This is a genomic window from Bacillus sp. FSL K6-1560, assembly GCF_038592935.1.
Classification (GTDB): domain Bacteria; phylum Bacillota; class Bacilli; order Bacillales; family Bacillaceae; genus Bacillus; species Bacillus subtilis.
This window is the reverse complement of the sequence record NZ_CP151946.1, coordinates 3,092,909-3,116,717: the sequence shown is the minus strand read 5'-3', so window position 1 is coordinate 3,116,717 and position 23,809 is coordinate 3,092,909. Positions and strand designations below refer to the sequence as shown.

At 44.8% G+C, this 23,809-nt stretch carries 25 protein-coding genes; 11 read left to right on the top strand and 14 right to left on the bottom strand.

The window, feature by feature from the left end:
• Positions 1 to 10 precede the first annotated feature (10 nt).
• Positions 11 to 406 carry a hypothetical protein gene (locus tag NYE22_RS16675; protein WP_014479359.1) on the bottom strand — a complete coding sequence of 132 codons (396 nt, stop codon included), beginning with the start codon at positions 404 to 406 and terminating at the stop codon, positions 11 to 13.
• A gap of 148 nt (positions 407 to 554) precedes the next feature.
• Between NYE22_RS16675 and NYE22_RS16670 the strand changes: the two genes are divergently transcribed.
• Positions 555 to 1,835 (top strand): M48 family metallopeptidase, encoded by a 1,281-nt coding sequence (locus tag NYE22_RS16670; protein WP_161985894.1) that lies wholly within the window; start codon positions 555 to 557, stop codon positions 1,833 to 1,835.
• Between the two features lie 38 nt (positions 1,836 to 1,873).
• Here NYE22_RS16670 and aprE read toward each other — a convergent pair whose 3' ends face one another.
• On the bottom strand, positions 1,874 to 3,019 hold the full coding sequence (gene aprE / locus NYE22_RS16665; RefSeq protein ID WP_029726299.1) for a subtilisin AprE: 1,146 nt from the start codon (positions 3,017 to 3,019) through the stop codon (positions 1,874 to 1,876).
• A 433-nt stretch (positions 3,020 to 3,452) separates the two neighbouring features.
• Here aprE and NYE22_RS16660 point away from each other — a divergent pair, with 433 nt between their 5' ends.
• The 3 genes from NYE22_RS16660 (at position 3,453) to NYE22_RS16650 (ending at position 6,155) form a co-directional block, all read left to right on the top strand.
• A complete protein-coding gene (locus NYE22_RS16660; protein ID WP_122895189.1) occupies positions 3,453 to 3,902 on the top strand; it encodes a GNAT family N-acetyltransferase in 450 nt (149 codons plus the stop codon).
• Positions 3,903 to 3,973: 71 nt separating this feature from the next.
• Positions 3,974 to 4,966 (top strand): acryloyl-CoA reductase, encoded by a 993-nt coding sequence (locus NYE22_RS16655; protein WP_003233163.1) that lies wholly within the window; start codon positions 3,974 to 3,976, stop codon positions 4,964 to 4,966.
• Between the two features lie 217 nt (positions 4,967 to 5,183).
• Complete coding sequence (locus NYE22_RS16650) at positions 5,184 to 6,155, top strand: ABC transporter substrate-binding protein (RefSeq protein ID WP_003233159.1); 972 nt, start codon at positions 5,184 to 5,186, stop codon at positions 6,153 to 6,155.
• Between the two features lie 31 nt (positions 6,156 to 6,186).
• On the opposite strand, the gene phoE is transcribed toward NYE22_RS16650, so the two are convergent.
• From phoE to NYE22_RS16620, 6 genes are all read right to left on the bottom strand, one after another.
• Positions 6,187 to 6,768 carry a phosphatase PhoE gene (gene phoE / locus NYE22_RS16645; RefSeq protein WP_003233157.1) on the bottom strand — a complete coding sequence of 194 codons (582 nt, stop codon included), beginning with the start codon at positions 6,766 to 6,768 and terminating at the stop codon, positions 6,187 to 6,189.
• Positions 6,769 to 6,838: 70 nt separating this feature from the next.
• Complete coding sequence (locus NYE22_RS16640) at positions 6,839 to 7,933, bottom strand: acetyl-CoA C-acyltransferase (RefSeq protein WP_342411990.1); 1,095 nt, start codon at positions 7,931 to 7,933, stop codon at positions 6,839 to 6,841.
• Entirely contained in the window at positions 7,930 to 9,369 is a 1,440-nt protein-coding gene (locus tag NYE22_RS16635; protein WP_342411989.1) for an acyl-CoA synthetase, read from the bottom strand. Before NYE22_RS16635 ends, NYE22_RS16640 begins: the two co-directional genes overlap by 4 nt.
• 6 nt (positions 9,370 to 9,375) lie before the next feature.
• Positions 9,376 to 9,936, bottom strand: a complete 561-nt coding sequence (locus NYE22_RS16630; RefSeq protein WP_003233151.1) for a biotin transporter BioY — start codon at positions 9,934 to 9,936, stop codon at positions 9,376 to 9,378.
• 134 nt (positions 9,937 to 10,070) lie between these two features.
• Positions 10,071 to 11,369: a heme-based aerotactic transducer HemAT gene (hemAT, locus tag NYE22_RS16625; RefSeq protein ID WP_003245216.1), complete on the bottom strand. Its 1,299-nt coding sequence runs from the start codon at positions 11,367 to 11,369 to the stop codon at positions 10,071 to 10,073.
• Between the two features lie 137 nt (positions 11,370 to 11,506).
• On the bottom strand, positions 11,507 to 13,036 hold the full coding sequence (locus NYE22_RS16620) for an FAD-dependent oxidoreductase (protein ID WP_163135586.1): 1,530 nt from the start codon (positions 13,034 to 13,036) through the stop codon (positions 11,507 to 11,509).
• Between the two features lie 111 nt (positions 13,037 to 13,147).
• Between NYE22_RS16620 and NYE22_RS16615 the strand changes: the two genes are divergently transcribed.
• A complete protein-coding gene (locus NYE22_RS16615; protein ID WP_172861555.1) occupies positions 13,148 to 14,005 on the top strand; it encodes an SDR family oxidoreductase in 858 nt (285 codons plus the stop codon).
• A 27-nt stretch (positions 14,006 to 14,032) separates the two neighbouring features.
• Here NYE22_RS16615 and NYE22_RS16610 read toward each other — a convergent pair whose 3' ends face one another.
• Positions 14,033 to 14,266 (bottom strand): IDEAL domain-containing protein, encoded by a 234-nt coding sequence (locus tag NYE22_RS16610; RefSeq protein WP_003233142.1) that lies wholly within the window; start codon positions 14,264 to 14,266, stop codon positions 14,033 to 14,035.
• A gap of 292 nt (positions 14,267 to 14,558) precedes the next feature.
• Here NYE22_RS16610 and comK point away from each other — a divergent pair, with 292 nt between their 5' ends.
• On the top strand, positions 14,559 to 15,137 hold the full coding sequence (gene comK / locus NYE22_RS16605) for a competence transcription factor ComK (RefSeq protein ID WP_029317573.1): 579 nt from the start codon (positions 14,559 to 14,561) through the stop codon (positions 15,135 to 15,137).
• Positions 15,138 to 15,183: 46 nt separating this feature from the next.
• Here comK and NYE22_RS16600 read toward each other — a convergent pair whose 3' ends face one another.
• A complete protein-coding gene (locus tag NYE22_RS16600) occupies positions 15,184 to 16,083 on the bottom strand; it encodes an SDR family oxidoreductase (protein ID WP_041851019.1) in 900 nt (299 codons plus the stop codon).
• A gap of 216 nt (positions 16,084 to 16,299) precedes the next feature.
• On the opposite strand from NYE22_RS16600, the gene NYE22_RS16595 reads away from it, so the two are divergent.
• Positions 16,300 to 16,569: an excalibur calcium-binding domain-containing protein gene (locus NYE22_RS16595; RefSeq protein WP_038829151.1), complete on the top strand. Its 270-nt coding sequence runs from the start codon at positions 16,300 to 16,302 to the stop codon at positions 16,567 to 16,569.
• Between the two features lie 43 nt (positions 16,570 to 16,612).
• Here the strand turns inward: NYE22_RS16595 and NYE22_RS16590 are convergent, their stop codons facing one another.
• The 3 genes from NYE22_RS16590 to NYE22_RS16580 form a co-directional block, all read right to left on the bottom strand.
• Positions 16,613 to 18,082, bottom strand: a complete 1,470-nt coding sequence (locus NYE22_RS16590) for a sodium:solute symporter (protein WP_160244072.1) — start codon at positions 18,080 to 18,082, stop codon at positions 16,613 to 16,615.
• Entirely contained in the window at positions 18,079 to 18,279 is a 201-nt protein-coding gene (locus NYE22_RS16585; RefSeq protein ID WP_003224377.1) for a DUF3311 domain-containing protein, read from the bottom strand. Before NYE22_RS16585 ends, NYE22_RS16590 begins: the two co-directional genes overlap by 4 nt.
• 198 nt (positions 18,280 to 18,477) lie before the next feature.
• Complete coding sequence (locus NYE22_RS16580; RefSeq protein ID WP_161985896.1) at positions 18,478 to 18,849, bottom strand: carboxylesterase family protein; 372 nt, start codon at positions 18,847 to 18,849, stop codon at positions 18,478 to 18,480.
• 151 nt (positions 18,850 to 19,000) lie between these two features.
• Between NYE22_RS16580 and NYE22_RS16575 the strand changes: the two genes are divergently transcribed.
• The 4 genes from NYE22_RS16575 (at position 19,001) to NYE22_RS16560 (ending at position 22,412) form a co-directional block, all read left to right on the top strand.
• A complete protein-coding gene (locus tag NYE22_RS16575; protein WP_161985897.1) occupies positions 19,001 to 19,624 on the top strand; it encodes a TVP38/TMEM64 family protein in 624 nt (207 codons plus the stop codon).
• A gap of 1 nt (position 19,625) precedes the next feature.
• Entirely contained in the window at positions 19,626 to 20,132 is a 507-nt protein-coding gene (gene lepB, locus NYE22_RS16570; RefSeq protein WP_003233128.1) for a signal peptidase I, read from the top strand.
• Between the two features lie 179 nt (positions 20,133 to 20,311).
• The gene (locus NYE22_RS16565; RefSeq protein WP_161985898.1) at positions 20,312 to 21,808 is read left to right on the top strand and encodes a monooxygenase; all 1,497 of its coding nucleotides are present in this window, start codon (positions 20,312 to 20,314) and stop codon (positions 21,806 to 21,808) included.
• 76 nt (positions 21,809 to 21,884) lie between these two features.
• Positions 21,885 to 22,412, top strand: a complete 528-nt coding sequence (locus NYE22_RS16560) for a MarR family transcriptional regulator (RefSeq protein WP_342411988.1) — start codon at positions 21,885 to 21,887, stop codon at positions 22,410 to 22,412.
• Positions 22,413 to 22,569: 157 nt separating this feature from the next.
• Here the strand turns inward: NYE22_RS16560 and glcP are convergent, their stop codons facing one another.
• Positions 22,570 to 23,775 (bottom strand): glucose/mannose transporter GlcP, encoded by a 1,206-nt coding sequence (glcP, locus tag NYE22_RS16555; RefSeq protein ID WP_161621465.1) that lies wholly within the window; start codon positions 23,773 to 23,775, stop codon positions 22,570 to 22,572.
• Between the last annotated feature and the right edge of the window lie 34 nt (positions 23,776 to 23,809).

Genomic DNA, 23,809 nt, shown 5'->3' with positions numbered 1-23,809 from the left:
TTTTTCATTTTCAATCCTTTGCTTCTTTTTTAATAATATTTAGCAGCGCCTTTGTATCATTTTTGCTCAATTTGTAGTATGTGCCATCCTTCGAAAAAACGGCTTGCTGGCTGCCGTCAATCCATAGTCTGAATGAGTCATACCGGTCTTTATGAAACTTGATTGTCCCTTCGTAATCAGGGGCTGATGTTTTTTCTGTCTTCACCTGTTTTCCCTGATTCATAATATCCAGCATATCTTTGACGTGCTGTCTTTTTTCAATCTCGATATCTTCCTGGCCGCTTGAAGACAGTGTGATCAAATCCGCGTCTACCGATTGATACACATCGCCTGATCGGCTGTAAAGATAAAAAAATGCGATAAACACAAGACCGATTACCACGATGGCTGCCACTATTTTTTTCATTTGCATCACTCCAAACATTGTTAGTTTTCCCAGCGATCGGGCTTTCCATGCTTAAAAGGGTGGAAAAGTGCGGAACACAGCTTGGTTCTAAGAATTTGAATTTATGATTACAATAGAAGTAACGGGTTGATGTGAGGAGTGAGGCGTTATGCGCAAGTGGATTGCGGCAGCAGGACTTGCTTACGTGCTGTACGGGCTGTTTTTTTATTGGTATTTTTTCCTGTCGGGTGATTCCGCAATACCGGAAGCCGTGAAAGGGACGCAGGCTGATCCGGCTTCTTTCATGAAGCCGTCTGAGTTGGCAGTGGCCGAGCAGTATTCGAATGTCAAGAATTTTTTATTTTTTATCGGGGTACCACTTGATTGGTTTCTGTTTTTTGTTCTGCTTGTCAGCGGTGTTTCAAAGAAAATCAAGAAATGGATCGAAGCGGCCGTGCCTTTTCGTTTTTTGCAGACCGTTGGTTTTGTGTTTGTGCTTTCGCTGATTACAACATTGGTGACGCTGCCTTTAGATTGGATAGGCTATCAAGTATCGCTTGATTATAACATTTCCACACAGACAGCGGCCAGCTGGGCTAAGGATCAGGTTATCAGCTTTTGGATCAGCTTTCTAATCTTTACGCTTTGCGTTCTCGTATTTTATTGGCTGATCAAAAGGCATAAAAAAAAATGGTGGTTATACGCCTGGCTGTTAACAGTGCCGTTTTCGCTGTTTCTGTTTTTTATTCAGCCGGTCATTATCGATCCTTTATACAATGATTTTTATCCGCTGAAAAACAAAGAGCTTGAAAGCAAAATTTTAGAGCTGGCAGATGAAGCCAATATTCCGGCTGACCATGTATATGAAGTGAACATGTCAGAAAAAACAAATGCGCTGAATGCCTATGTTACAGGAATTGGGGCCAATAAACGGATTGTATTGTGGGATACGACGCTGAACAAACTTGACGATTCAGAAATTCTGTTTATTATGGGCCACGAAATGGGCCATTATGTCATGAAGCACGTTTACATCGGTCTGGCTGGCTATTTGCTCGTGTCGCTCGCCGGATTTTATGTCATTGATAAGCTTTACAAGCGGACGGTTCGCCTAACCCGCAGCATGTTTCATTTAGAAGGGCGGCATGATCTTGCGGCACTTCCGCTGTTATTGCTTTTGTTTTCTGTTTTGAGCTTTGCGGTGACGCCTTTTTCTAATGCTGTCTCACGTTATCAGGAGAATAAGGCTGACCAGTATGGGATCGAGTTGACAGAGAACAGAGAAGCCGCTGTTAAAACGTTTCAGGATTTGGCCGTGACGGGGCTGAGCCAGGTTGATCCTCCGGTGCTTGTGAAGATTTTCAGAGGCAGCCATCCGTCGATCATGGAACGGATTCAACATGCGGAGAAAGAAGAGAATGCGCCGGAACATCAGGATGCTGACAAATAAAAAGAAGCAGGTATGGAGGAACCTGCTTCTTTTTACTATTATTGTGCAGCTGCTTGTACGTTGATTAACCCTTTTCCATAGTAGAAAGAGTTTCCAAGATATGTTGCAGTGCTTTCTAAACGATCACGGACTTGCGCGTTTGTCCAAGTCGGGTGCTTAGAAAGAATTAACGCTGCTGCTCCGGCAACGTGAGGAGTCGCCATGGACGTGCCGTTGTAAGCACCGTAAGTGCCTCCAGGAAGTGTGCTTTGGATGGATACGCCAGGAGCCATCACATCAAGCTCAGAACCTGCGCTTGAGAATGAAGCTCTTTGGTTGCTGCTGTTTACCGCACCTACCGCAATAGTAGAAGGATATTTTGCAGGGTAGCCGACTGTGCTTGAGCTTCCGGACGAACCTTCGTTTCCGGCAGCGGCAGCAACGACGATACCGCTGGAAACGGCTTTGTCAACGACTGTTTTCAGCGCTGTAGAACCAGTAGGTCCGCCAAGGCTCATGTTGATAACATCCATATTGTTGGAAATGGCCCACTCAATGCCGTTAATAATCCAGCTATATTGGCCGCTTCCTGTTGAATCAAGCACTTTTACTGCATATAATGATGCGCTTGGCGCTACGCCCAGAACACCGATTGAGTTATTAAGAGCGGCAATCGTACCGGCTACATGCGTACCGTGAGAACTGCCGTCCTGGTATGGGTTTGTTTCAGAAGGTACGAAGCTTGCTCCGCCTCTGACGTTTAAGTCAGGATGAGAAGAGTCAATTCCGCTGTCAATAACAGCTACTTTTACGTTAGAGCCTGTGTAGCCTTGAGAGTGAAGAGCCGGCGCTTTAATTTGAGAAATGCCATAAGGAACAGATTGCGCATATTCATGTGCAATATGATCTTCTTCCACATATGCAACGCTCGGATCTTTTTTCAATTCTTTTACAGCTTTTTCATCCAATGTTGCTGCGGCCGCGTTAACATACTTAAATTGCTTTTGAACCTTTCCGCCTTTTTCAGAAATAACATCCTTTTTCTTGGCGGAACTCATGGCACTCATTGTCTGTTTAAATCCGACAATGTATTTCTTTTCTGTACTGCTTTTTCCGGCAGCCTGCGCAGACATGTTGCTGAATGCCATCGTAAAGATTAACGTTAACGCAAACAACAAGCTGATCCACAATTTTTTGCTTCTCACTCTTTACCCTCTCCTTTTAAAAAATTCAGAGTAGACTTACTTAAAAGACTATTCTGTGAATTTATTGTAATAGATGGAATAATATTTTAGTAGACCCATTTTTTTGAGATGATTTTATCTCTATTTAGGTATATCATCTCTCGCTATTTCCGTAGAGACTCGAAATAACTATTTTCATACAGAAAAGAACGAAAATAGACATGAGTAAATGTTCATTATGCTGAAATGTCATGCTTTTTTAGGTTAAATGCTCCTGAGTCCCGGCAAATTCCTGTCGAAAAAATTCGTTCAAATGACCTGCATATGCTTCCGTGAGAACAATGGATATTATCGTGATATTTTTTCAAAGCATGATGATAAAAGTATTCTGAAAAATAAACTTTACAGAAAATGGATATAATGAAAAAATTATTGAGAGGGAGGAAGAAATAAGATGAACATTCGCCAAGCAAAGACATCAGATGCGGCCGCCATTGCGCCGTTGTTTAATCAATATCGGAAATTTTATAGACAGGCATCCGATTTGCAAGGGGCGGAGGCTTTTTTGAAAGCTCGTTTGGAAAATCACGAGTCTGTTATTTTGATAGCAGAAGAAAATGGAGAATTCATAGGCTTTACCCAGCTCTATCCAACGTTTTCTTCTGTGTCAATGAAAAGGATCTACATATTAAATGACTTATTTGTCGTTCCTCATGCGCGTACAAAGGGAGCCGGCGGCCGGCTGCTTTCTGCCGCAAAGGATTATGCAGGGGAAAACGGGGCAAAATGTTTAACGCTTCAGACTGAGCACCACAACCGGAAGGCAAGAAGCTTGTATGAGCAAAACGGCTATGAAGAGGATACCGCATTTGTCCATTATTCTCTCAATGTGCCGGCGAAGTGAAAATGGCGGCTTGATGATTTGGTTTTTTGAACGTTCTTCGGTTACGATATAAATGAAAAGGAGTGTGCCGAATGTCAACGTTATTTCAAGCATTGCAGGCAGAAAAAAATGCCGATGATGTTTCAGTCCATGTGAAAACCATATCAACAGAGGATTTGCCGAAGGATGGTGTCCTGATTAAAGTTGCTTATTCCGGCATTAATTACAAAGATGGTCTGGCCGGAAAAGCAGGAGGCAATATCGTCAGAGAGTATCCGCTTATTTTAGGCATTGATGCTGCGGGTACGGTCGTCTCTTCCAATGATCCGCGTTTTGCGGAGGGGGATGAGGTGATCGCGACAAGCTATGAGCTCGGTGTCTCCCGTGATGGCGGATTAAGTGAATACGCTTCGGTGCCTGGTGACTGGCTGGTGCCTTTGCCACAGAATCTTTCGTTAAAAGAAGCGATGGTGTACGGAACGGCGGGATTTACTGCGGCGTTATCAGTGCATCGGCTTGAACAGAACGGTCTGTCTCCGGAAAAAGGCAGCGTGCTAGTCACAGGAGCAACCGGCGGTGTCGGCGGAATTGCGGTTTCGATGCTGAACAAGCGGGGCTATGATGTGGTGGCAAGCACCGGAAACCGGGAGGCGGCTGATTATTTGAAACAGCTCGGTGCAAGCGAAGTAATCAGCAGGGAAGATGTCTATGACGGAACGCTTAAGGCGCTGTCCAAGCAGCAATGGCAGGGAGCGGTTGATCCAGTCGGCGGAAAACAGCTTGCCTCGCTTTTAAGCAAAATTCAATACGGTGGATCTGTCGCAGTGAGCGGCTTAACCGGCGGAGGAGAAGTTCCGGCAACGGTGTATCCCTTTATTCTTCGCGGAGTAAGCCTGCTCGGAATCGATTCAGTATACTGTCCGATGGACGTCAGAGCCGCTGTTTGGGAGCGCATGTCTTCTGATCTCAAGCCTGATCAGCTGCTGACCATCGTGGACAGGGAAGTATCATTGGAAGAAACGCCGGGTGCGTTAAAAGATATTTTGCAAAATCGCATTCAAGGAAGAGTGATTGTGAAGCTTTAACAGGATCAGCTTGCAGAGAATGTTATTTTTCTGCAAGCTTTTTTGTGGACAGGATGATCAGCTGCTGGACTGCTGTGTCGCGAAACAAGATTTTCATGTAAGCGGAACTTTCTCTTCTCATTTTAAAAAATAATTGGTGATAATGATTCTCATTCCGTGTTATACTACTCTTGGACATCTTAACCATAGAAACTACCAACAGGAGAGACTGGAACATATGAAAAAAACACTGATTATTCTTACAGTTTTACTTCTTTCTGTCTTAACGGCTGCTTGCTCGTCTTCAAGCGGCAATCAAAACAGTAAAGAACATAAAGTGGCGGTAACACATGATTTAGGGAAGACAAATGTGCCTGAGCATCCGAAGCGGGTTGTTGTTCTTGAGCTTGGTTTTATTGATACACTGCTTGATCTCGGCATTACGCCTGTCGGGGTTGCCGATGACAACAAAGCGAAGCAGCTGATCAACAAGGATGTGCTGAAGAAAATTGACGGCTACACATCTGTCGGCACTCGCTCACAGCCAAGCATGGAAAAGATCGCTTCATTAAAACCCGATTTAATTATTGCTGACACGACCCGGCATAAGAAGGTGTACGATCAGCTGAAAAAAATAGCGCCGACGATTGCGCTTAATAATTTAAATGCTGATTATCAGGATACAATTGACGCTTCACTTACGATTGCAAAAGCAGTCGGCAAGGAGAAGGAAATGGAGAAAAAGCTGACGGCGCATGAAGAAAAGCTTAGCGAGACAAAGCAGAAAATCAGCGCGAACAGCCAGTCCGTGCTTTTGATCGGAAATACAAATGATACGATTATGGCCAGGGATGAAAACTTCTTTACATCAAGACTTTTAACACAGGTCGGCTATCGATATGCAATCAGTACGTCAGGCAATAGCGATTCAAGCAATGGCGGCGACTCTGTGAATATGAAAATGACACTGGAGCAGCTGCTGAAAACAGATCCGGATGTGATCATCCTGATGACAGGAAAAACAGATGACCTCGATGCCGACGGTAAACGCCCGATCGAAAAGAATGTCCTTTGGAAAAAACTGAAGGCAGTGAAAAACGGGCATGTATACCACGTGGACCGTGCGGTGTGGTCTCTGCGCCGCAGTGTAGACGGGGCGAATGCCATTTTGGACGAGCTTCAAAAAGAGATGCCGGCTGCTAAGAAATAAAAGAAAAGACAGGCAAACGCCTGTCTTTTTCTTATTTGATAAAGCCGGATAAGTGGCTGTTAATATTATAGTCTTTTATCCGCCATTTTTCTTCTGCAAATTCAATGTTGCTGAGGCAGGCGTTGACGAGACGGGTGCTTTGAAGCTCCGGGTCACCGCCGGATATTTCCGTCAGCAGGGCGTGAATTGCCGCACCGTGCGCCACGATCAGCACCTTCTTGTTTGGATACGCCTGGTTCACTTTTGCCAAACCGCCCATCAGCCTGTCAGTGAGTTCTTCTAACGTTTCCATATTCGGATAGATGTTATCTGGATAGCGCTTTGTCCGTTCCTCCAGCGGCATGCCCTCCGCGTCGCCGTAATCGCGTTCCTTAAAATCATCCATCTCGACTATCGGAAGATGCAGATATTCATTAATAATTTCCGCGGTTCTTTTCGCTCTTTTCAGCGGGCTCGTCACAATAATATCCCAAGAAAAGTCCTTTACATATTCTCCGGTTTCTCTGGCTTGGCGTTCACCTGTTGCGTTTAGCGGAATATCGGTTTTGCCTTGGCATTTTTGCTGCAGGTTCCAATCGGTTTCTCCATGTCTTACTAAACAAACGGCTGTCATAAAATCCCCTTCCTGACTTTATTCATATCACTATTATACTAAATCGAAAGCGTGCATCCTATGAAAAAGCCTATGCAAGAACTTCAAATAATAACGCCAGCCCGATTCCGCCGCCGCTTCCGATGGCTGCAACAGCATATTGACAGTCTGTCCGTCTTTTCGCTTCATAAAACAATCTGGTTACCAGAGCTGCACCTGATGCACCGTATGGATGGCCAAGAGCTAATGCGCCGCCGCGCACATTGATTTTTGAAAAGGGAATGCCGAGTTCTTTCGAGCAGACACAAATTTTGACGGCAAAGGCTTCATTGATTTCAAATAAACCGATATCCTCAGGTGTTACATCGTGTGTATGTAAGAGGTTACGGATCGCATCAACCGGTGCCGCGGGCGGATAGTTGGGGTGAATCCCACTGACTGCGCTGCCGATAAACCGGAGCACAGGCTTAAGTCCCAGGGCTGCCGCTTTTTCTTCTTCCATTACCAAAAGAGCCGCTGCTCCGTCTGCTATGCCGCTGCTGTTGGCTGCTGTGACTGTTCCGGAGCTGGTGTCGAAAACCGGCTTTGCACGGGGAATAATCGCTTCTATTGGCCGCGTTTTCAAAAATGCTTCGTCCGTCTCCAATTCCCCGAGAGGAACAATTTCTTCACGGTAAAATCCTCCATCATGCGCGTTCCTGCTGCGTTGATGGCTGAGAAGGGCGTACTCATCCTGCATGCTTCTGCTGATGGAATAGCGTGCAGCCGTATATTCTGCCGCAATGCCCATGTCTGGATCGCCGATGGCATCTGGAGAAAAGCGGGCCCGTTCTGAAAAAGGGGATTGGCTGCTGCTTTCTGAGCCGCCCGCGATATACATCGTGCCGGCTCCCGCTTGAATAAGGCTGCAGGCATAGCGCACAGCTTCAAGGCCGGAGCCGCACTGTCTGTCAATTGTCATTCCGGGAACCGATAAAGGCAGTCCGGCTTGAAGGGCTGACAGTCTGGCGAGGTTGCCGCCTCTGCCGGTAGCGTTTCCGAGAATGACCTCGTCAATTTGATCCTCTAGCTTTCGGCTGAGACAGCGGATGATGGAAGCTGACAAATCCTCCGGCAGGAAGGGCTTCAGCAGTCCGTTTTGATTTCCAAAGATCGTTCGTTTTGCATCAACAATAACCGCATTCATTTATACTGTATACTCTCTTCCAGCCATTTTTTCACGCTGGAACGGGCAATTTTTCCGCTGCTCGTTTCCGGCAAGCTGTCTGCAAACACCCATTTTTTCGGAATTTTATAGGAGGCTAATTTCTGTTTACACAAGGCTTTCAGTGTTCTGGCATTAGCGTTTCCATGAATGACAGCTACAGCGATTTCTCCCCAATACTCGTCGGGAATGCCAACGACAGCCGCGCTTTCAACCTCTGGGCAGGCGAGAAGCACACGTTCAATTTCTTCTGGGAAAATATTTAATCCTCCGTACACGATCATCCCGTTTTCTCTTCCTGATATGTATAGAAAGCCCTCTTCATCAACATAGCCCATATCATCCACTGTCATCCATTCATCTGGTGTGCTGCCGTTCACATAGCCGGAAAACCGCATCGGGCTGTTGACAAATATTTTTCCGACTTCGCCTGGCTGACAGCGTTCTCCTTCAGCGTTGCGGATTTCGATCCGGACATTATGAAAAGGGCGGCCCGCTGAATGCGGTTTCCGTTTGCTGTCTTCCGGTGAAGAAAACGTCACAAAACTAAGCTCTGATGTGCCGTAAAAATCGTACAGCTTGAGATGAGGCCATGCAGCGGCAAGCTTCTCCTTGGATTCTGCCGGCCAGTCTGCGCCGGATGAAATGATTTTGACGGGACTGTCGGGAAAACCCTCAATCCTTGTGAGGGCGTCTGTCATCGTCGGTACGGTATAGAGAACACTGATGGATTCACGGCACAGCCATTCCTTCGCTTTGGCAGGAGAAAACTTTTTCAGCAAACAAACGGTTCCTCCGAGAAACAAAGTGCTGACTGCCCCGTATAAGAAGTGAGAGGACATTAACGTCCCGGGAATCAATACCGTGTCATTTGATGAAATCGAAAAATCTGTTTCTGTACAGGTAAAGCTCTCTATCCATGAGCGGTGAGATCGCCTAAAGGCCTTCGGTTTTCCTGTCGAGCCCGACGTAAATCCCATATAAAAAGGGTGCTCCGGATCAATGGTAGGCAAGGGATCAGCGGTTGCTTCAGAAATATCTGCCATACAGTTATCCAGCAAAACAACAGGTGTCTGGCTATCTGCCAGTTTGTTTTTGAAAAAGGCTAAAGTAACCACAAGATCCGCATTGCTTATGGACAGCCGCTCCTTACATTCAGCCGGGCTCCAGCGTGTGTCGATGGGAATGGCTGTGCATCCAGCTGCTGCGGCTCCGGCAAACAGCTGTAAAAACGCCAGACTATTTGGGAGCAGGATCGCCACACGATTCGGCATGCTCGGCTGTGACCGCAGCCAATTTGCGGTTTGAGAGACAAGCCGATCCCAATCATGGTACGTGATTTGCTCCGAATCAGTCTGGATCGCTACACGGCCGGGCGATGTTTCGGCAGTAGATGAATAGGTATGAGTAATTGTCATGTAGTGTCATCCTCCTTTTGTAAACATCGTATCAGAAAGAGACAAGGCTTGAGTGATTTTTATCGCCAGAAATGCAGATACAGCCGCTTTTATCAAATCACCAGGCACATATGCAAGGCTCATGAAGGCGGCCTGTGACAAATCAATATGCATGATAAAAGCTTGTACCGGTATACCAAGCAGATAAATAAAGATGATGCCGAATACGATATGAGTGAAAAAGAGACGCAATACTGTCACCTTCCGCAGCCTGTTAGCGGCTAAACTGATCAGCCATGAAGCGAGGGGATAAGCAATCAAAAAGCCTGCGCTCGGTCCGAAAAACACACCAAAACCGCCTCGTCCGCCGGGCAACAGCGGCGCTCCGAAGGCGACGAGCAGCAAAAAGACAAGCTGGCTTAAGAAAGCAGACTTTGGCCTGAGGATGCTGCCTGCCAACATGACACCAAGCGTTTGCAATGTAATCGGAACGGGTGTAAAGGATAAGAAGAGAGGGGGCATAAAGCCGAGCACTGCCATCAGCGCGGTGAAAATCGCAATATGCATCATGTCGATTAATTTCAGCATGTGAAATCCTCCAAACAGTAATCAAATATGGTTATACAATAAATGCAGGTAATTATTATGTCAACTTATTTTTAATTTGAGTTTACATAATGAACACAAAAAAACCGGCCGTATGGCAGACCGGTTTTTGATGGTTATTCTTCTGTCAGGATGACAAGCGAATCAACGGAAGCGGCCACATGGGAAACGGCGCGGCTGACTTCCTGAAGCCCTCCAAGAAAGGCTTGCAGATCGACGTCGATTTTGCCTGATTGCTCTTTGCTGATTTTCATGCTGTGGACGATTTCATCGAATAAGCGGTTAATTTGCGTCATTTTTTCTTTACTTTCGCTGACTAGCTCATTCACGTCTTTGATATGCTTGGATACAATGTTGATTTGTGTATTCGTATTGTTCACAAGCTCAGAAACAGTTGAGACGGTTTTTTTCGTGTCCTCAGAAAGCTTCCGCACTTCATTTGCCACGACAGCAAAGCCTTTGCCGTGTTCTCCGGCGCGGGCGGATTCAATAGATGCATTGAGCGAGAGAAGGTTTGTTTGTTCAGCTATACCTGTGACGATGCCGAAGATTTTTTCAATTTGCTGCGCGATTTCATCCAGCTTGACCATTTCTTTTTCGATTTGGACAAGGCTTGTATCAATTTTGTTCATCTGTTTTTGCTGGACTTCTAGCTCTTTTTTTCCGCCGATCGACTTTTCTTCAACAGTGCTGGATGTTACAGTGCCGGCTTTGGATGCTTGAGAAATGCCTTCAGATTTGTCCACAAGCTCTTGAACTGACCTGCTTGTTTCTGAAAACAGATTGGCAATCGATCCAGAGGTTTCTTGAATTTTCTGATGAAGAAGGTTTTTCTTTTCTTCTTGTTCATCACGGGTCTGGTTGTACTCGCTTTGAAATGCTTCAAGGACAAGCTGCTGTTCTAAGTTCAAGATTTTTGTTGTTGCTTTAATGGCTTTCAGCAGTTCTTGCTGATTTGTAATGGATGCTTCATAAATGTCAATCATTGACAAAAGAAGCTCTTGAAACGCACCCATATACCATTTTGGCAAAAGGCCGATTCTTAAATGGATGGAGGCGATTCGGTTACGCTTTTCAATGAATTCATCATCGATAACGCCTGCAAACATTTCCTGAATATGCCGTTTTAACGTTTGTTTTAAGCGGTCAACTGAGCTGTGATCATTAATGATATCCATCAATGAGCTTTCATGGTCAAGGTTTTTATAAAACGCATCAACGATATTTACGATATTTTCTTGAATGAGTGGCTGAAGCTGCTCTAACACGTAAAGCTCAGCATCTCCCAACCTGACCATTTTGAGCTGTTTTTTGACATCTGCATGTTTGTTTGTGAGCTGAATGCGGTTTTTTTGCTGTCCGTTTGAATCTGAAAAGTAAGCTGTTTCTTGTTTTCTGTCTTTTTTAAATAACAATACAATGATCCCCCTTGGGAAAAATATAATTTTTACTTTTTGGCTTTTTAAGCCTTTTACTTTTTTATCGGCCAAGGGAAACATGAATGAAGCTGCAGATGAAAAATATTTGAAAACCGTTCATTAAAATGAACGGTTTAATCGAGATCTATTTGTTTTAATGGTTTAATGGCCGGGCCCTCTACAACTTCGCCAGATGGCTTAAAGCGTGATCCGTGGCACGGACAATCCCACGTATGCTCACTGTCGTTCCACTCGACCTCGCAGCCTAAATGGGTACAAGTCGTATCAACGAGATGGAGGCAGCCTGTCTCATCCCGAAATGCTCCCGCTCGCCTGCCGTTTATGGTGACGGCTTTCCCTTCTCCTGGCGAAATGTCTTCAAATTGGACATCTGGCCTCTCAAGCTTTCCTTTAATCAAATGCTTGGCGACATCGGCATTGTAGGAAATCACTTTCTGCAAGCCGGGATTCAGATGGAAACGGGACGGCGTGAAAATGCTTTCGTATGGATTGTCTTTTTTCTCCACAAGGTCTGACAATAAAGTGGCTGCGACAGCTGATGACGTCATGCCCCATTTTTTGAACCCGGTCGCTACTAGAATATTGTCCTCATTTTCCGACATCGGCCCGATAAACGGGATTTTGTCGATCGTCACTAGATCTTGTGTGGACCAATAATATGGAATGCTTTCGATGCCGATGGAGCTTTCGGCCAGTTGTCTCAGTGTTTCATAATGTGTAGACATGGCTTTTCCCTGGCCTGTTTTATGGCTTACTCCGCTGAAGAGAATCAGCTTTTCACCGTTTACAACCGTATAGCGGAGCGCCACTGACGGCTGATCGATACTCAAATACATGCCCTCGGGATACTCGATCTTCGGCTTGATGGCAAGGACATAAGATCTGTCGGAGTACATTCTCGCAGCATATAATCCGCCTCCGTCATAAAAAGGGAAGTGGGAACAGCATATGATAAAGCGGCTCTTAATGGCGTGCCGGCTTTTTGTTACCACTTCGGGCCTTTCGCCTTTTTTGATATCAAGCGCAACGGTCTCTTCATAAATTCGGCCGCCTTTTTGAACAATTTGCTCCAGAAGCGCTTTTAAGTATTGAAGCGGATGAAATTGAGCTTGATTCTTCATGACAAGCGCCAGCTTAGAACCTAAGGGAATTGGAAGATCCTTGATAAGGTCTCTTTCAATTCCGAGCTTTGTGTATGCCTCATGCTCGGTGCGGATTTTTTGAACAGCGTTTTCATTTGCCGTATAAAGATATGCGTCTTGCTCGATCCATTCACAATCAATTTGATGTTCATCCACAATGCCTTTTATGTAATCAATTGCGTTTTGGTTTGCTTCATAATAAAGCCTCGCATGGTTTAATCCGAAATGGCGGATAAATTCATCGTATATCATGTCATGCTGTGCGGTAACTTTAGCAGTTGTATGTGCAGTGGTTCCGTTAAGAACCTGATTTGCTTCAATCAAAACGACACGGAAGCCTCTCTTCGTAAGTTCATATGCCGTTGTGATTCCCGTAATCCCGCCTCCGATAATGGTGACGTCACATTCAGTGTCCTCTTGAAGCGCAGGAAAAGAAGGCAGGTCAGTTGATGTTTTCCAGTATGTTTCAGGTGCTTCCTTTGCAAAATGTTGATTAGCCAAGCCGTTATACCTCCAATCAGATTTATTCTTAATTTTTCCATATTCTATCTTTTCATACATAGGAAGCAGGCATTGTTCATAACATAATAAGGTTGAAAAGGAGTGATTTCATTGGCGAATCAAAAAAAGAAAACATTACCGCCTCAGCACCAGAACCAGCAGCCTGGTTTTGAATATCTGATGGACCCGCGTCCGGTTTTTGATAAGCCGAAGAAAGCGAAAAAATTAGAGGGCAAAACCGCTATTATTACTGGAGGAGACAGCGGGATTGGACGCGCTGTCTCGGTGTTATTCGCAAAAGAAGGGGCTAATGTGGTCATTGTGTATTTGAATGAACATCAGGACGCCGAGGAAACAAAGCAGTATGTAGAAAAGGAAGGGGTAAAATGCCTGCTGATTGCAGGAGATGTCGGGGATGAAGCGTTTTGCAATGATGTGGTCGGGCAGGCAAGCCAAGTGTTTCCATCCATTGATATATTGGTTAACAATGCGGCTGAGCAGCATGTCCAGCCCAGCATTGAAAAAATCACCAGCCACCAGCTGATCAGAACCTTCCAAACAAACATTTTTTCCATGTTTTACTTAACAAAGGCAGTGCTGCCTCATTTAAAAAAAGGGAGCTCTATTATTAATACCGCTTCAATTACCGCCTATAAAGGCAATAAAACGCTGATCGATTATTCAGCGACAAAAGGCGCGATCGTTTCGTTTACAAGGTCCCTTTCCCAGTCGCTTGTTCAGCAGGGCATACGGGTCAATGCAGTGGCACCGGGTCCCATTTGGACACCGCTTATCCCGGCCAGCTTTGCCGCAAAAGACGTGGAAGTGTTTGGTTCAGACGTGCCGATGGAACGCCCGGGACAGCCGGTCGAAGTGGCGCCAAGCTATCTATACCTTGCCAGCGACGATTCCACATACGTCACAGGGCAGACGATTCACGTCAATGGCGGAACAATTGTGAACGGATAATAAAAAGCCAATCCTTGAAGGATTGGCTTATTCGCTCTGCTTGAGCGCTGCATATTCTTTAGAGAGCGTAAGAAACGCATCTTTATCTTTTTCGTCCAAGGCTTTGTTAATTTGGTCCGTCAGCATGGCAAGCCGACGGTTATACAAGGATTCATCGAGCACCATTTGAATGTAAATATCCGTCATTGTGACATCGAATTCTTTTGTTTTTTGCGTGTTGCGGGACTTCATGAGCTCAGTGTACGATTTTTTCTCTTTCATAAAGAATCCCCCCAATGCCTTTTTTATAGTATATGGATAACGGTCGAAAAAATCAATAAATTTTTATAATTTTTAGACAACTAATACTTGGCAATCTATCGACATATCCTGCAAAATGCCGTAAACCGGCAAATCTTATGAAAGTAAAATCGGTTTATTACTAGTCATTTAGTACCATTAAATATCATTAAAAGATGATTTTATCTTAAATGTTAAAAAAACCTGTCGTTTTACAAAAACAGATGATAGATTATTAGTATAAATTTTGCAGAAAAAGGATGGAGGCCATAATATGAGTCAGAAAACAGACGCACCTTTAGAATCGTATGAAGTGAACGGCGCAACAATTGCCGTGCTGCCAGAAGAAATAGACGGCAAAATCTGTTCCAGAATTATTGAAAAAGATTGCGTGTTTTATGTCAACATGAAGCCGCTGCAAATTGTCGACAGAAGCTGCCGATTTTTTGGATCAAGCTATGCGGGAAGAAAAGCAGGAACTTATGAAGTGACAAAAATTTCACACAAGCCGCCGATCATGGTGGACCCTTCGAACCAAATCTTTTTATTCCCTACACTTTCTTCGACAAGACCCCAATGCGGCTGGATTTCCCATGTGCATGTAAAAGAATTCAAAGCGACTGAATTTGACGATACGGAAGTGACGTTTTCAAATGGGAAAACGATGGAGCTGCCGATTTCTTATAATTCGTTCGAGAACCAGGTATACCGAACAGCGTGGCTCAGAACCAAATTCCAAGACAGAATCGACCACCGCGTTCCGAAAAGACAGGAATTTATGCTGTACCCGAAAGAAGAGCGGACGAAGATGATTTATGATTTTATTTTGCGTGAGCTCGGAGAACGGTATTAGAAAAATAGGAAGGAGCTGACCGAACAGGGCAGCTCCTTTCATAAAGCTATGCCGTCGGAATTCCTCCGGTGATGCCATATACCTGAGATGTCACATAGCTTGAATTCTCTGAAGCTAGAAATACATAAACATCGGCCAATTCCACTGGCTGACCAGCGCGATTTAATGGAGCTGGCGGCGTGCCTTGTCCGAATTTCGGGATGTTTTCCGTCGGCTGTCCGCCGGAAATTTGCAGCGGTGTCCAAATTGGTCCGGGTGCAACTGAATTTACTCTGATGCCTTTGGAAGCAAGCTGTTTTCCCAGTCCAACGGTAAAGCCGATAATGGCGTTTTTTGTTGCTGCGTAATCTAACAACATCGGGCTTGGATTATAGCCTTCAACTGAGGTAGTTGTGATAATTGAAGCTCCCTCCGGCAAATACGGAAGCGCCGCTTTTACAACCCAGTAAAGGGAAAAGACGTTCACTTCAAATGTTTTATAGATTTGTTCAGTAGGCAGATCTTCGATGTTTTCGACCGCTTGCTGTTTGCCTGCAACGAGCGCTAGCACATCAAGTCCGCCGAGTTTGTGATGCGACTGTTTGACTAGATCTTGGCAAAAGGATTCGTCGCTCAAATCTCCGGGGATCAGCACTGCTTTTCGGCCTTCTGCTTCAATCAGCTCTTTTACCTCTTCAGCATCTGGCTGTTCCTCGGGCAAGTAGTTAATGGCCACATCGGCACCTTCTCTGGCGTAAGCAATCGCGGCAGCGCGGCCGATACCGGAATCGCCGCCCGTGACAAGCGCTTTTCGACCCGTTAGTTTACCTGATCCTTTGTAGCTTTTTTCTCCGCAATCAGGGACAGGCTTCATGTTCTTTTGCAGGCCTGGCGGCTCTTGATATTGTTCAGGAAATTCATCATGAAAAAATGCTTTTATAGGATTCGTAAGATTTGAATCAGACATCATCAACGCTCCTTTTCTGTTTGGTGTACATTCGTATGTGTACCCCTGAGCATAAGCAGAAAAACATGTTTTGGCAGTTTGAATAGTGAAGGAAAAAGAAAACAAGAAAAAACAAAGACTTCTTCCATATTTATCTTGTCAAATAAGACTATATGAATTATGATAAATTCGAGCTATAAATCAACTAAATATTGGGTGTTGGGGGAGTGAATCGTCATGAAAAAAGCGGCCGCGGTTTTGCTGTCACTCGGTCTCGTTTTCGGTTTTTCATACGGAGCTGACCATGTGGCGGAAGCCAAAACAAAGGTGAAGGTCTATAAGAACTGCAAGGAGTTAAACAAAGTATACAAAGGCGGAGTGGCTCGCACTTCGAAGGCGAAAAACAAAGGCGGAAAAACAAAGTACAAGCCTTACGTTTCTAAGGCGCTTTACGATGCCAATAAAAAGAAAGACCGCGATAAAGATCTTATCGCCTGTGAACGGTAAATAAGAAAAAGCAATCTGGTGTCCAGATTGCTTTTTCTATTGCTTAAGCCGCCTGATCGGCCGCAGCGCTTTTCGCCTTCCTTGTCATAAGGCTGACTGCCATCATGACCGAGATATTCAAAAGCAGGGCAACGATGCCTACATTCAAGTCTTTTGCGGCTTGCGGCAGCGCCGGAAATAAAGTGCCGATCGTCGTTTCCGTCATTGTAATATAAGTAACTGCTCCGACACCTGCAATAATGCCGGCGAAGGCTCCTTGCTTTGTCACCATATTATGCTTGAACAGGCTGAACAAAAGGGCGGGGAATAGCTGTGTGACAAGGCTGTAGCCCATCAAAAGCAACGTAACGATGGTATTCCCGCCTTTGATGGTAAAATACACCGAAATCAACGCAATCACCGGCACTAAAAACTTAGCAAGAGCCGATACCTGTTGTTCTGTCGTGCGGGGCGCAATTACCTTGTACACATTTTTTGCAAACAGCGTGGAGGCGGACATTAAGATCATAGACCCTGGCACAAGTGCTGTCAGCAGTCCGGCAGCACCGATAATTCCGACAAACCAAGGGTCAAATGCTTGCAGAGACAGTCTCAAAAGCGATAGATCCCCGTCTGCGCCTTTCAGATCTGGAACTTGCAGGATAGCCGCGAAGCCGACGAAAAGGACGAAGAGCAGGACCAGCTGGTACAAAGGCATGATGATGGCGTTTTTACGAAAGACTTTTGGGTTTTCGGCTGAATACGAAGCGGAAAACGTGTGAGGCCACATGTAAAACCCGAGCGCTGTCAAGAGTACGGTTGAACTGAACCAGGCCACACTTTGTCCCGATTCGGGGAGCGTAAGAAAGCCAGGCTTTGCCGTTTCAATCTGCTGAAACATGTCTTGAAATCCGCCGTAGTAATGAATTGGCAAATACACACCTAAAAACAGAACGACAACCAGAATCATGATGTCCTTCACAACCGATATCCAGGCAGACCCGTGAATGCCTGAAACCATAACATAAACCGTGATGGAAACAGCGCCGATCCAGATGGCGGCGGTCGGGGTGATTTTGCCGTACGAGGTTTCCGATACAATCAGCCCGAGGCCTTTCAGCTGCAGCACAAGATAGGGAATGAGTGCGGCGATGCCGACCAGTGAAACGAGAATGCCAAGCAGCGGACTGTTGTATTTTTTTGTGAAAAAATCAGACTGCGACATTAGTTTATGCTGTTTCGCGTACGTCCAAACTGCTGGAAGAAGCCAGTAAGAAAGGATGTAGGCCAGACATCCGTAGGCGATGATATAAAAGGCTGGACCGCCCTTTCCGTAGGCCCAGCCGCTGCCGCCGAGAAACGTAAAAGTAGTATAAATTTCGCCTGCCATCAAAAGGAAGACGAACACAGTTCCGAAGCCGCGCCCTCCAACCGTCCACTGCTCCAGGTTCATGTCTTTTCCTTTTTGGGCGCGTATACCGAGAAAAATACTCAAGAGCAGGACACCGAAAATGATGATGAGAGCTGCATTCATTCTGCTTCCTCCTTTTTATTTTCCTTGTCGAGGACATACACAATCGCCATCAGCGCAGAGGTCAAAAGAGCCCACATCACAATATAGGCAAGAATAAACGGCATGCCGAACACATAGGGGGTCACCTTATTTGCAAAAGGGATGCCGAGTAAGATTCCGATAAAGGGCAAAGCGGCAAGAACGTGAATCAGTTTCATAGAATCCTCCTTCTATTTAGGATTGGGGTGTACAAGCCCAAGCGTACTGAAAATGATGTCGCAGATATGGCAGCACATGTCACTTTTTAGGGTGAAAGGCTGTGGTTCGAATTATAAATAAATTTATTTTGTTTGTATAGTGTGAATTGTCTGAAATTAATGCTCTGAATCGCCCGAAGAGGGAACGGGCAGTATGATTCAAAAGGCTCGGAGTCTGTCCGGGGCAAATAGATAGTATGTTAATAATTCGCTGACCTGCTCACGGATTCGCGGATTAAAATAGCGATGGTTTTCTTCATAACCGTCGATGACAAATGTATAGAACGTAAAGGCTTCATCGCGTTCCGTCTCGCGGATTGCAATTTTTCTTTTCCTCAGTTCTTTTCTGACCTCCATCAAATCCTTTTGTGCTATTTTTAATGATTCGCTGATAAGCTGTTTATAAGGATGCTTCAATTTTAATGTGCTTTCTTCAATTCCGGCGAGATCACGGTTAAAAATCGTAATGGCCATGGGCAAAAAGAGAGCCCGTTCAATTAAATCGTATATTTCCTCCTGCAGATTTGGCATGTTGACTCCTTCTTTCTAAGGGAACGTTTGTTCTATTTGTATTCTATATCGGCTGGTGAAATGTTTCAAGACAGAAAAAATCACCAAAACTTTTTAGTTTTCTGCTGATAATGTGTAGAATAAGGATAGACAAACCCGGTAAGGAGTATAAATGTTGGAGCATTTTTTATCCTATTTGACACAAGAACATTTAACTGAATTATTTCAAAGCTATAGGGCTTTCGGTCCGCTCATAGCTGTGCTGCTGCCTTTAATTGAAGCATTTCTCCCGTTTTTGCCGCTGATCGTGTTTGTGGTGGCGAATACGAACTCGTTTGGCTTGTGGGAAGGATTCATCCTGTCTTGGGCGGGATCAACTGCTGGTTCCATTCTCGTATTTTTGATTGTCCGTCAATACGGACAGAGAAAATTGCTTGGATTTATCCGCAGTCATCCGTCTGTCAGAAAGCTGATGTTATGGGTGGAAAGACACGGCTTCGGTCCCATGTTTCTTCTGCTTTGTTTTCCATTTACACCGTCAGCCGCGGTGAATGTTGTTGCCGGTTTGTCAAGGATCGGAACGCGGCCGTTTATTTTGGCGGCAGCCTCGGGGAAGCTTGTCATGATTTTTATGATCAGCTTCATCGGATATGATCTGCACGCGCTGATTACACAGCCGATTCGAACGGTCATCGCCGTATTGGTGATCACTGTCTTATGGTATGTCGGCAAAAAGGTGGAGCGGTATCTGCATGTAAGAGCCAGTCATCGTGAGCATGATGGAGGGAGACAGTAACATGAAAAAACGGTTTTGGTTTCTTGCCGGTGTAGTGTCCGTTGTTCTCGCCATTCAGGTTAAAAATGCTGTCTTTATTGATTACAAGGTAGAAGGCGTCAGTATGAACCCGACCTTCCAGGAAGGAAACGAATTGTTGGTCAATAAATTTTCGCATCGATTTAAAACCATCCATCGTTTTGACATCGTCCTTTTTAAAGGCCCTGATCATAAAGTGCTGATTAAACGGGTAATCGGCTTGCCCGGTGAAACGATCAAATATAAAGATGATCAGCTGTATGTGAACGGAAAGCAGGTTGCTGAGCCATTTTTGAAGCATTTGAAATCTGTTTCTGCCGGCAGCCATGTAACGGGTGATTTTTCTTTGAAAGATGTGACGGGAACAAGCAAGGTGCCGAAAGGAAAATATTTTGTCGTTGGAGATAATCGCATATACAGCTTCGACAGCCGGCATTTTGGTCCGATAAGAGAAAAAAATATTGTCGGTGTGATTTCTGATGCCGAATAAAAAGACGCTAATGGAAGAGGCGTCTTTTTGTATGCCGTTTGGAAAAATGTGTTGAAGAAAAATTTGTAAGGAGCTATAATCAAAATTGTTACATGTGTAACAAAATTTATATATATTTTGATTGGAGGGCCGTTTTTATTGGTTTTTGTTCGTTTTTCATGAAACAAAAGGAGTGGTGAATGATGAAATATGAAGCAGTGATTATAGGAGGAGGACCGGTTGGATTTATGCTGGCTTCTGAGCTTGCGATGGCCGGAGTGGGAACATGTGTGATTGAACGGCTTGAAAAACCTGTTCCGCATTCCAAGGCGTTGACGCTGCATCCCCGAACGCTGGAGCTTCTTGAGATGAGAGGGATTTTAGAGCGGTTCGTATCCAAGGGAAGCAAGATACCTTCCGGACATTTTTCAATGCTGGATACCCGTCTGGATTTTTCAGGCTTGGATACGAGCTGTCCTTACACGCTTTTGCTCCCGCAGTCCAAAACAGAAAAGCTGCTTGAAGATCATGCACGAAGCCTGGGAACAGAGGTGTTTCGGGGTGCCGAGGCGCTGGCGGTTACGCAAAACGGGGAAGCGGTCCAAACGATTTTTAAGGATCGGGACGGCAGTGTACGGACGATCACAAGCAAGTTTGCCGTTGGTGCAGATGGCGCCGGGAGTACCGTCCGGAAACAGGCGAAAATTGAGTTTCCGGGAACAGACAGCACTGTCACCGCTGCGCTTGGGGATGTGGCGCTCCTTTCTCCGCCGGCGTCAGGCGTGCTGTCCCTTTGCACAAAAGAGGGCGGTGTTATGATTGTTCCGTTATCTTCAGACCGATATCGTGTCGTTGTGATCAGCCCTTATTGCACGCAAACGCCGAAAGATGTGCCTGTGACTGAGGAAGAGCTGAAAGCTGACCTCCTGCGAATTTGCGGAACTGACTTTGGTTTAAGCGACCCTTCGTGGATGTCGCGGTTCGGGAACGCCGCGCGCCAAGCGAAACGGTATCGGGACGGCAGAATCTTTCTTGCGGGTGATGCCGCGCATATTCATTTTCCAGCGGGCGGGCAAGGACTGAATGTCGGCCTTCAGGATGCAATGAACCTCGGGTGGAAACTGGCGGCGGCCATCAAAGGCTCTGCGCCTTCATGGCTTTTGGACAGCTACCATGACGAGCGGCATCCGGCAGCTGAAGGGCTCCTGAGAAACACGGAGGCACAGACAAAGCTGATCGATTTCACTCAAGCAGGCCTCCATTTGCGAAGCATGATGTCGGAGCTGCTGGCCTTCCCTGATGTCAATCGATATGTAGCGGGGCAAATTTCTGCGCTCGATGTCAGATATGAAGCTGATCGTACCATGCCGCCGAATCGTTTGAACGGGGCACGGCTCCCTGACATGAAGCTGATTCTTTCCGACGGCAGTTCGGAATGGCTGTACAGCTTTCTCCAAAACGGGACATTCGTTTTGCTGTCATTGAGGCAGGAAGCTGATGATCATATCGAAGTGAAAGGCTTACGTACGGTAACCGCCTCGCTTGCAGAACCGAATGAAAAGTTGCGGGATGTGCATACCATATTGATTCGTCCTGATGGACATGTAGCCTGGGCGGTGGATGCATCAGCGCCCGATTGTGCCGAGGTGATTCAAAAAGGGATCAGCCGCTGGTTTTCCGTCACCAGCCGAGTATAATTCAATTCGATTGTTTCATCTGTAACAAAACGGTATGATAGAAGAAACAATCGAATGAAAAAGGATGGAAGACTCGATGAACACAGATCATACGAAACGCAATCTTTTTGAATTGTATGCGGAGCTCATACATCAGCAGGAGAAATGGGAGGGGCTTATTAAAGTCTTTTTATCTGACGAATTGAGGAAGCTGGATGTAGAGCACGGGAGTAAATCTCAATTGACGATGACAGAAATTCATTTTCTATCCTGTGTCGGGGACAATGAACCAATTAATGTCACGTCGATAGCAGAAAAAATGAATACGACAAAAGCGACTGTATCACGCATCAGCACAAAATTGCTCGGCGCAGGCTTCCTTCACAGAACACAGCTCAGCGATAATAAAAAGGAGGTCTACTTCCGATTGACGCCTGCTGGAAAAAAGCTGCACAGTTTGCACAAATATTATCATCAGAAGGCTGAACAGCGTTTTCTGTCATTTTTTGACCGCTATACCGAGGAAGAGATTCTTTTTGCGGAACGGCTGTTTCGGGATCTGGTGACAAAATGGTATCCGTCGTCAGAAGAAATTGAAGGGGGGCTTCCTAGCATTTTTAAATAAAAAAACACGCACTGCGGTGCGTGTTTTTCACTTTTTTCTATCTTTTTCAAGGCTGTAACGTAAATCAGATTTCCTCTTGAAGAATGAAATTCAAGATGTTCAGGAATTTGCACTGCTTATACGATATGTCTATTAGTATCTTTATTTTATACGTTTTTTACTGTGTTTTTGATGCTTTGTTTTCAAGTGAAATAGGGTCTTCTGTTTTAGTTCTCCTAATCTTTACAGAAATACCTACTAGAATGACCGCCATAGTTGTAAATATTCCCATGGTTAATAAGATCGTATCCTGATTTAAACTCCATCCAATTAAGAAAGAGATGATCGCTCCTCCGAAACTTGCCGAGGCAATAAATAAACTTGTAACTTCGTCAATGTACTTCTGAATAATGATTGATGCTAGTGTTAAGGCGATGGGAAATATCCCCGCTATACTTAGGCCAATCAAAAATGTACCACTCAATTGAAGTATTGGGTTACTTATATAAGAGAAGGCAATCAACAAAACAATTAAACAACTACAACTAAAAAGAAGGTATTTGGAAAAATCAAGCCTTCTACTTACGAAACCAATTAGTATTCTTCCTATGATGATCCCCACCCAGAAAAAGGAGACACTTATAAGACTAATTTGTTCATTGTCTTGATTTATCATGATTGAAGGTAAAAAATTGGCAAAATTTGTTTCAATTCCGGCATATAGGAAAGCAAAAAATACAAAAAAGCCTAATTGCTTTGATTTTTTTCTATCTCCTATAAAGTATTGAAATGCTCCCCCATCTGGAAAGGTCACTTGTTGGTTAGCATTCTTAGCGTACTCTCGGTTCTTAGACAAGAAAATTAACCACCCTACGAATAGGACGAATAAAAAGGTGAATATACAGTAATACGGTAAAAACCAGTTATTGATATCTATGAAGGAATTAATTAATAATGGGAAAGATAAAGCGCCTAATCCAAAGAGAACTTCCAGCTTACTCATTTTTTCTGCATTACTTTCGAAATTAGCAATAACAAATGAACCAACTGTCGTTTCTAATGTGCCTGCCCCATATCCTAAGAGAAAAGCCATTACAACAATATAATACCAATCCTTAGTTAGAAAAAAGATACTTAACGCTACAAGCATTATTGTCAAAGCTAAAGTAAGTGTCCTAAAATGACTGTATTTCTTAATCATTAACGGTGCGATTAATACTCCGCTTAGAAATCCGGTAAACTGAAAGAAGATTATGACCGAAATATCATCTGTTGTCTTGTTAAAAGCCTCTAATAGAAATGGTGTCAAACTCCCTGTTGATATATGGATAATACCTACTGTAAAAAAGAAAGCATATCCGAATAAATATGTCCCTCTTAACATTCATTACACCCCTATATGAAAAAGCAGGAAAGTA